The organism is Acinetobacter sp. CIP 64.7 (assembly GCF_000369745.1).
GTDB lineage: Bacteria > Pseudomonadota > Gammaproteobacteria > Pseudomonadales > Moraxellaceae > Acinetobacter > Acinetobacter fasciculus.
Genome location: NZ_KB850179.1, coordinates 1,894,622 through 1,901,363, shown reverse-complemented (window position 1 = coordinate 1,901,363; position 6,742 = coordinate 1,894,622). Strand labels below are relative to the sequence as shown.

General features: G+C 37.3%; 7 protein-coding genes and 1 pseudogene. 1 reads left to right on the top strand and 7 read right to left on the bottom strand.

Annotated elements, in window-relative coordinates:
* Window positions 1-48 precede the first annotated feature (48 nt).
* From F890_RS15695 to F890_RS15665, 7 genes and pseudogenes are all read right to left on the bottom strand, one after another.
* Window positions 49-312, bottom strand: coding sequence for a hypothetical protein (locus F890_RS15695; RefSeq protein WP_005267627.1), 264 nt, complete (start codon window positions 310-312; stop codon window positions 49-51).
* Window positions 313-315: 3 nt separating this feature from the next.
* The gene (locus tag F890_RS18855; protein WP_005267625.1) at window positions 316-489 is read right to left on the bottom strand and encodes a hypothetical protein; all 174 of its coding nucleotides are present in this window, start codon (window positions 487-489) and stop codon (window positions 316-318) included.
* Window positions 489-719, bottom strand: a complete 231-nt coding sequence (locus tag F890_RS15690; protein ID WP_005267622.1) for a hypothetical protein — start codon at window positions 717-719, stop codon at window positions 489-491. The genes F890_RS18855 and F890_RS15690 overlap by 1 nt, the downstream gene beginning before the upstream one ends.
* Before the next feature lie 245 nt (window positions 720-964).
* Window positions 965-1,255 (bottom strand): helix-turn-helix transcriptional regulator, encoded by a 291-nt coding sequence (locus F890_RS15680; RefSeq protein ID WP_005267621.1) that lies wholly within the window; start codon window positions 1,253-1,255, stop codon window positions 965-967.
* 97 nt (window positions 1,256-1,352) lie between these two features.
* Complete coding sequence (locus tag F890_RS15675; RefSeq protein WP_005267619.1) at window positions 1,353-2,246, bottom strand: hypothetical protein; 894 nt, start codon at window positions 2,244-2,246, stop codon at window positions 1,353-1,355.
* Between the two features lie 5 nt (window positions 2,247-2,251).
* Window positions 2,252-3,463, bottom strand: a pseudogene (locus F890_RS15670) (tyrosine-type recombinase/integrase); the annotation flags it as partial.
* A gap of 6 nt (window positions 3,464-3,469) precedes the next feature.
* A protein-coding gene (locus tag F890_RS15665) for an IS3 family transposase (protein ID WP_122365491.1) occupies window positions 3,470-4,629 on the bottom strand; the annotation gives its coding sequence in 2 pieces (ribosomal slippage) (window positions 3,470-4,395 and window positions 4,395-4,629; 1,161 coding nt in all).
* Window positions 4,630-4,775: 146 nt separating this feature from the next.
* On the opposite strand from F890_RS15665, the gene F890_RS15655 reads away from it, so the two are divergent.
* Complete coding sequence (locus F890_RS15655) at window positions 4,776-6,563, top strand: hypothetical protein (protein ID WP_001144971.1); 1,788 nt, start codon at window positions 4,776-4,778, stop codon at window positions 6,561-6,563.
* Window positions 6,564-6,742 lie beyond the last annotated feature (179 nt).

Genomic DNA, 6,742 nt, shown 5'->3' with positions numbered 1-6,742 from the left:
TCAGCTACCCCAACAAAACAAGGTGGCTTAACTAGAGCGGAATATCACTTATAAATACGCTTTTAGTTGTTCAAACAAGTGGGACCACCTCTCTTGTTTGGGATAAATATAGATACCAGTGCTGATTTCTAGGTAGTAAGCAATCATTTCACTTAAGGTCATGATGTCCTTAGTATTGCTGAGATCATATTCATGAGTGATTTGAGCAATGGTATTTTTGACTTCAGAGCTAATGAGCGTATCTAGTACATCAACCGCTAAGGCTGTAGAGCCATCTTTCATAATGACTTCGGTTTTACTTAATGAACTCATGCTTTAACGTCCTGTTGTAACAAAGTAATTTTCAATGGCTGTGTTAATGAGCACAGCCTCCTGACCCTGAAAAATTAAAAAGTAGGTTGTAGAAGCTGTAGATTCATATTTGTGAAGAATCTCATTGTCTTCTAACAATTCAACGGACTGCTCATGAGAAATAATAGAAGACAGCATTAGATAAGTTCTCCGTTATCTACTCGATGGTCTTCTGCATTGGCAATACGATATTGACCACTCTCAATTACTTGTTGGAAGTGATATTCAATAAAATAGTGAACTGCATTTTTGATTCCATCTGCTGTAGTGAGATCAAATAAGCTTTGACCCTCATGCAGTAATGAGTCCAGTGTTTTTTGAACCAATGTATCTTTGAACTGAGTGATTGTTTGTGTCATTTTTTCCATGATGTATCTTCCTTGTTTGGCTCATTTGGTTTTGTTGAAATGAGCATTTACGAAAGCTGTAAGAACAGCAGTTGAGTATCGTCTTTCGCCGTTGATGACTTGGACATTGAGTTTGTATCCATCTTGATATCGATATTGAGAGGGATTAATCATCAGATACCGATACCAAGCCTTTTGAGAGCGTAGAGGTAGCCATTGGGCTAAAAACCTTGCGGATTCCCAAGTTGTAAATAATTCGTTTTGCATTACTGTTTCGACTCAAGCCATTCAATTAGGTCAGCAGTACGCCATGCGCTAACACGCTCGCTCAAGCGTACAGGTGCGGGCATCTCGCCTTTACGGACTAAGTCATAGATGGTCGATCGACCTAAAGGTAAGATGCCGACCGAAGGAGGGCGAGCTTTGATCCGTCGCTCCAAGCCTTTTGAGGTTTTATAGATGCGTTCTTTGTGTTCGGCTGTTGTGGCGAGTTGGCAGATTCGCCAATAGTCACGCTCAAGTAAGCGTTTATAGATGTTTGGATCTTGTGGGGACATGAATTGCTCCTACAACTTCTGATGGGGTGTTTCGTTGTAGGGCAATCATAGATAAGGCATTTATTTTTATTAGTAAGTAAGGTGACGGTAATATAGATTAAGTATATTCAACCGATATTATTTCAGGCAGTTGAGCATTTTTTTGAGGTGCACCATATGATTCTTTATATGGACAAAGGTCTTTTATCCAATCCTTTACGGAAGTATCACTGGCAGTTTCTTTGTAGAGATCTGAATGATATTTTTCAAAATGTTTTCGGATCGCTCTAGCCATATTTAAAGGTTTTGATTTAATAGAATAGTTTTCCATTTCGTACTCCCAACTAGATTGAGCTAATTGTCTTGCTAATAATTGGGCTTCATTTTTTCTTAATGTTTTACCCTTAATATTTTGTTTAGTAGGAATACTTTCATTGGATTGCTGTAAATAGTCATTGAGGCTATATGTAGAGATAAATATTCTTGCTTTACCTATCAGTTGAAACACTTCTAAATTGAGCTTTTCAAGATCTTGGATCAGTATTGGAAAAGGGTTTTCTAGAATTTGTTTGTGTATTTCACTATTAGGGAATTTTAATTTAGGTATTTTTTTATTTTTAAACCAGTACCATTGTTTATAAAATACAGTTGAGTTTTCTATTATTTCTAGATCACAGTCTTGTAGCAGAATGAAAGTTCTCTTTGCTGAGGTGACACATGAAATCTTTAACAGAGATTTTTCACCGAGAATAAGTTTACATATATCGGTATGATAAGAAGGATGAGGTCTTAAAAAGATAGATCTTGAAGGCTGTATAATCTTTAGACCAATAATGGAAAAACTTCTAAAATCATTTTCAGATTTGCTATCACTAGTTAAAGCTATACAGCCATCGATTAGTTTTACGTAAATGCTCAGAATATTCTTTTGAATTAACTCAGTGAACTCACTTAGAGACAATTTACTTCTCTTTACTGCTTCATCCAATCCGATATATTCTTGAGCAACCATTTTATTTACGCCGATTTCGCCTGAAGAAATGGAATAATATTTCCTTCTTGGTTGGGTTTAAATACAGAAACATCTCCACCTTGACGTAAAGTATCCAAATAGTCCGCCCACAACTGCATCAGCTCACGTCTACGGCGTAAAAACTTAGTACGGTTGTAAGCAGTGCCATTGGGATCACGTACCGTATGCGCTAATTGGTGCTCAATAATATCTACTCGATATTCAAGCTCTTCACCTAAGATTGTGCGCGCCGTTGCTCGGAAGCCATGCGCCGTGTGCTTGCCTTTATAGCCAAGTCTATTGAGTGCTTGACGAATCGTGTCCTCACTCATGCTTTCATGATGTGACTTCACACTCGGAAAGACAAATGCTGAGGTTGTCCGCATATCTTCAAGCTGTTTCAAAATGTCAAAAGCTTGACGAGAGAGGGGAACGATGTGTTCTTGATGTGTCTTAGATGCACGAAAGCAAAGACGCTGATTCTCAAAATCGACGTGCTCCCATAGCAATTCACGGATCTCATTTGGACGTTGATAGATGTATGCTGAAAGCTTCAACGCAAGCTCTGTTCTTAAACGTGCACGAGGACTCTCCGCATGATATCGCCAAATCTTTTGGAGCATTGTTTTAAGCTCTGATTCGCTTACTACGGCGTTATGATTACCTTTAATAGGTTTGGGTAAGGTAATGTCATAAGCTGGGTTATACGTGATCAGACGGCGTTTAAACGGAAGTTTTAAAACCATACCCATAATAGATTTAACACGGCGAGCCGACTCGAGTGCACCACGTTCTACAAGGCTATTCGTTACATCACGCTCAAGCTGTTCGACACTTAAATCAGTCACAGGTAATTTGCCAATGAACGGCAAAATATCACGATTGAGTTTGCGGATTGTTTCTCGGTCTACTTTGCCTTCAAGCTCACGAATCTTAAGCCACTCAAGGGCAAACTTTTCAAACGTATTCTCTAGCTTGGCTCTAAGTTCATCCCTATGGTGATTACGTTCCTCTGCGGGATCAATACCATCAGCAAGCATGCGCTTTACTTCATCACGTTTTAGACGTGCTTTCTCTAGGGTGACTTCATCATAGACGCCCAAGGCTAAGGTATTTCGTTTTTGACTGATTGGACGGCGGTAATCTAAACGCCAATATTTTGAGCCGTTCTTATGAATGAAAAGATACAGCCCACCACCATCAGCATGCTTATTACTGTGATCCTAGACAGTATTGTAGACAACCGATCCCTCTAAATTCTTAAAATATTTCTGTTCAAAAGCTTCTGGGCTTAACCAACCATTTGCAGAATGCCTTCTGACCCGATTGTAATAAATCTCAATATAGTCAAACAAGACAGCATTCGCCTCTTTTCGAGTGGCAAACACACTGTCATGTACCACATGACCTTTCAATGTATGAAAAAAGCTTTCGGTCACTGCATTATCCCAACAGTTCCCTCTGCGTGACATGCTTTGAATACAGTTATTCGTTAATAATAGCGTTCTAAAATCACGACTACAGTACTGTGAGCCTTGATCCGAATGTACCATGACACCCGTTGGATACCCCTGACGAGCCATTGCATAATGAAACGCATCACACACCAATTGACGGTCTATTCGATGGCTGGTTTGCCACCCCACAATACGACGACTAAATAGATCCAGCATCACACATAAATACAGCCAACCTTGCTTGGTACAGATATAGGTAATATCCGTTGTCCAAACCTTGTTAGGCTGAATGACTGTAAATTGACGCTCTAACAAATTGGGTGCTGTAGGCAAACGATGGTTTGAATCAGTCGTATGCTTGTATTTACGCGCAATCCTGCTGCGTAAACCCAGCTTTTTCAGCATTCTTCCAACAGTGCGTTCACTCATGCTGTAACCTAAATCATGCATGTCATGTACCAATGAAGGTGCACCCAATCGTGCATGATGCTGCCAATATGCGGCTTTTAAATCATTATATTTCTGCGCTGTATTGGCCTGGCGTTTTCGCCAGGCATAATAGCCTGAAGTGCTGACACCCAAGCATTTACAGACAGAAGATACAGTGACTCTATTCACCGCTAGATCTTGAATTACCGTGTACTTTTCTTGGCATGATCTGTCAGAAAGTACACATGCGCTTTTTTTAAGATGTCATTGGCTTCCCTGAGCTGTTTGACTTCTTTCTCTAATTCCAAGATCCGCTGTTGTTCTGGTGAAAGTTGACGTTTGCTTGAACCTGCTGGATTGGTTTCACGAATCCATTTATCTAATGTTGAATAACCCACACCTAATTTCTGGGCGACTGCAGCTACAGACTCGTGTGAGTTTGAAAGTGCATAATCAATTGCTTGCTGTTTAAATTCTGGACTAAAGCGTTTAGCCATTTCTTGTATCTCCAAAGTTAACGTTACGTTATCTTTAGAGGGAAGTTGTCAGTTCCACAAATAAATCAGAGTTTACACAAATAAACTAGAGCAAGAATAAAAAGTATATTATCTATAAGCTTTAATTTTTCATTTTGTAAAAATATATGCCTGTTAATAATGATAAAATAACGACTATTGATTGTTTCCCAAATGATAATATTAGTCGAGTGGTTTATCGATATGGTGGACTCGTTCGAAACGAAGATAACGACTCAACTAATCCTTTTGTTGAAGTGTTATTAATTGAGATTAGAAAAAGTGATCAATGGTTATTTTTAGATAAGTGCTCAACATTCCTTGTTCCCGTACTTGATCTTGATGCTGTTCAACATGGCAGTATTTGGGACGGGAATGTTCTGACCAATTACACTTATAGATTTTCAGGAAAACTCATCACAAAACGATTTTCTTTCGACTTCAGCAATAATAAACCGAGGAACATAAAACTTTCAGACAAAATTCCGGATACGTCAGAGTACTACATTCCATTAAAAAACTATTTTCTTCCCAATAAAGTTGATTATGTTCTACAAGGCTATCCATTCACTAAATACACCAATGATTCATATCGGAAAGTGAATCACTGCTTAATGCATTCTAATGATGGAACTCAAGTCATCACTTCCTCAATCCATATTTTGCATAGCTTATTCGTCAATCGGAAGGATATTCGGGGACTCTTATTAAGCACTTCAGGCCAATCTATCATTAACCGCTTTTTAGAATCTTATACAACAGAAGTTGAGAATGATAATATTGAATATAAAATAAAAATCAGAAAGCCATATGAAGATATTGGCGAAACAGCAATTATATTTCTGGCTAATCTAGCCTTAAATCCATATGTGCAGACGATAGTCGATAAAATTCAACGAAGTATGGAAGTTACTGAGTTTCATCATCTTCAGCATGGCACAGGCATAAGATACCCCATTGTATATCCGCCACATCCTACAAAGCTTTTTCTTGAAGCAGAAGGAATTTGGCTAGATGACAATAAGACACGTTTTTTTATTACTAGAGTGAAAAAATTTGATCCTATTAACGATCACATGATTGATGTCAATAAAGACCTTACCAATACTGTTTCAAAAACTGATGAAAAAAACCCTCGTCCTCGTGAAAAAAGTCAAAATAAAAATGAGCATATCAATACACAAAAACCACCATCAAGAACAAGCGGTGAATACCGTAAGCGTTCTGATGTGGAAACTGGAAATACACAAAATATTTTGAAGTATTCTTTTAATGAACCAGCCAATGACCCAATTGAAGTTGGCACATCCAATCATCCATATTCAGATAAATCAGAGGATGTTGAAACATCATCTGATGAACCATATGGCAATAAAAATACTAAAACTAAAAAGTCTGAAACAACTGATAATCCGCCTAGCAGAGATGAACGCTTTGATATTCAATATATTATTCAATCACTTAACCATTTAACACTAGATACAACCTCTCCATTAGAACGTGTGTATTCAATTGATATATTGGGGAATGAGATACACGGATTCAACTTACTTCAAATAAAGAAACTCGTTCCTCAACCAAAGCATCCATCTTGGATTGATGCAGAATTTGGAAGGAAATTGTTATTTTTAAAACTGGAATTGAAAGATCAGCATGATCAATATTATTTAATTGATATACATAAAAATAAAAGCCATGAAGCATTCTGTGCTTTTATTATCGTGTCACCACATAAGTTAACCCGTGAGCAAATAAAAAATATATGTATAGAGCTTGAGAATGCAAAAGGAATTAAAAAATGGACGCTACGTTGTGAAAGTTTTACCAAAAAAATTATTTCGATTAAACATTCATCTGCTACTCCCGATGAGTGGAAAAATAGATTTAAAAATTTATTTTCAACATTAATTAATTGATTTTTATTAAATTACAAAAAACTGTCGTACTAAAAATAAGAAAGGTACTTCATAAAGGAGTTGCAAGAATCCTAACCTTTTTTTACAATTCAATAGTTGTTGAAATATTGAAATATTATTTCTAAAGTAACCGTGCATCGGAAGTTAATATTTCTAGTATTGTTTCCTGTCATAAGCAT

Bases quoted from the DNA above. Each gene is read 5' to 3' on its own strand.
- F890_RS15680 (WP_005267621.1), bottom strand. From the start codon at position 1,255: ATGTCCCCACAAGATCCAAACATCTATAAACGCTTACTTGAGCGTGAC.
- F890_RS15690 (WP_005267622.1), bottom strand. From the start codon at position 719: ATGGAAAAAATGACACAAACAATCACTCAGTTCAAAGATACATTGGTT.
- F890_RS18855 (WP_005267625.1), bottom strand. From the start codon at position 489: ATGCTGTCTTCTATTATTTCTCATGAGCAGTCCGTTGAATTGTTAGAA.
- F890_RS15675 (WP_005267619.1), bottom strand. From the start codon at position 2,246: ATGGTTGCTCAAGAATATATCGGATTGGATGAAGCAGTAAAGAGAAGT.
- F890_RS15655 (WP_001144971.1), top strand. From the start codon at position 4,776: ATGCCTGTTAATAATGATAAAATAACGACTATTGATTGTTTCCCAAAT.
- F890_RS15695 (WP_005267627.1), bottom strand. From the start codon at position 312: ATGAGTTCATTAAGTAAAACCGAAGTCATTATGAAAGATGGCTCTACA.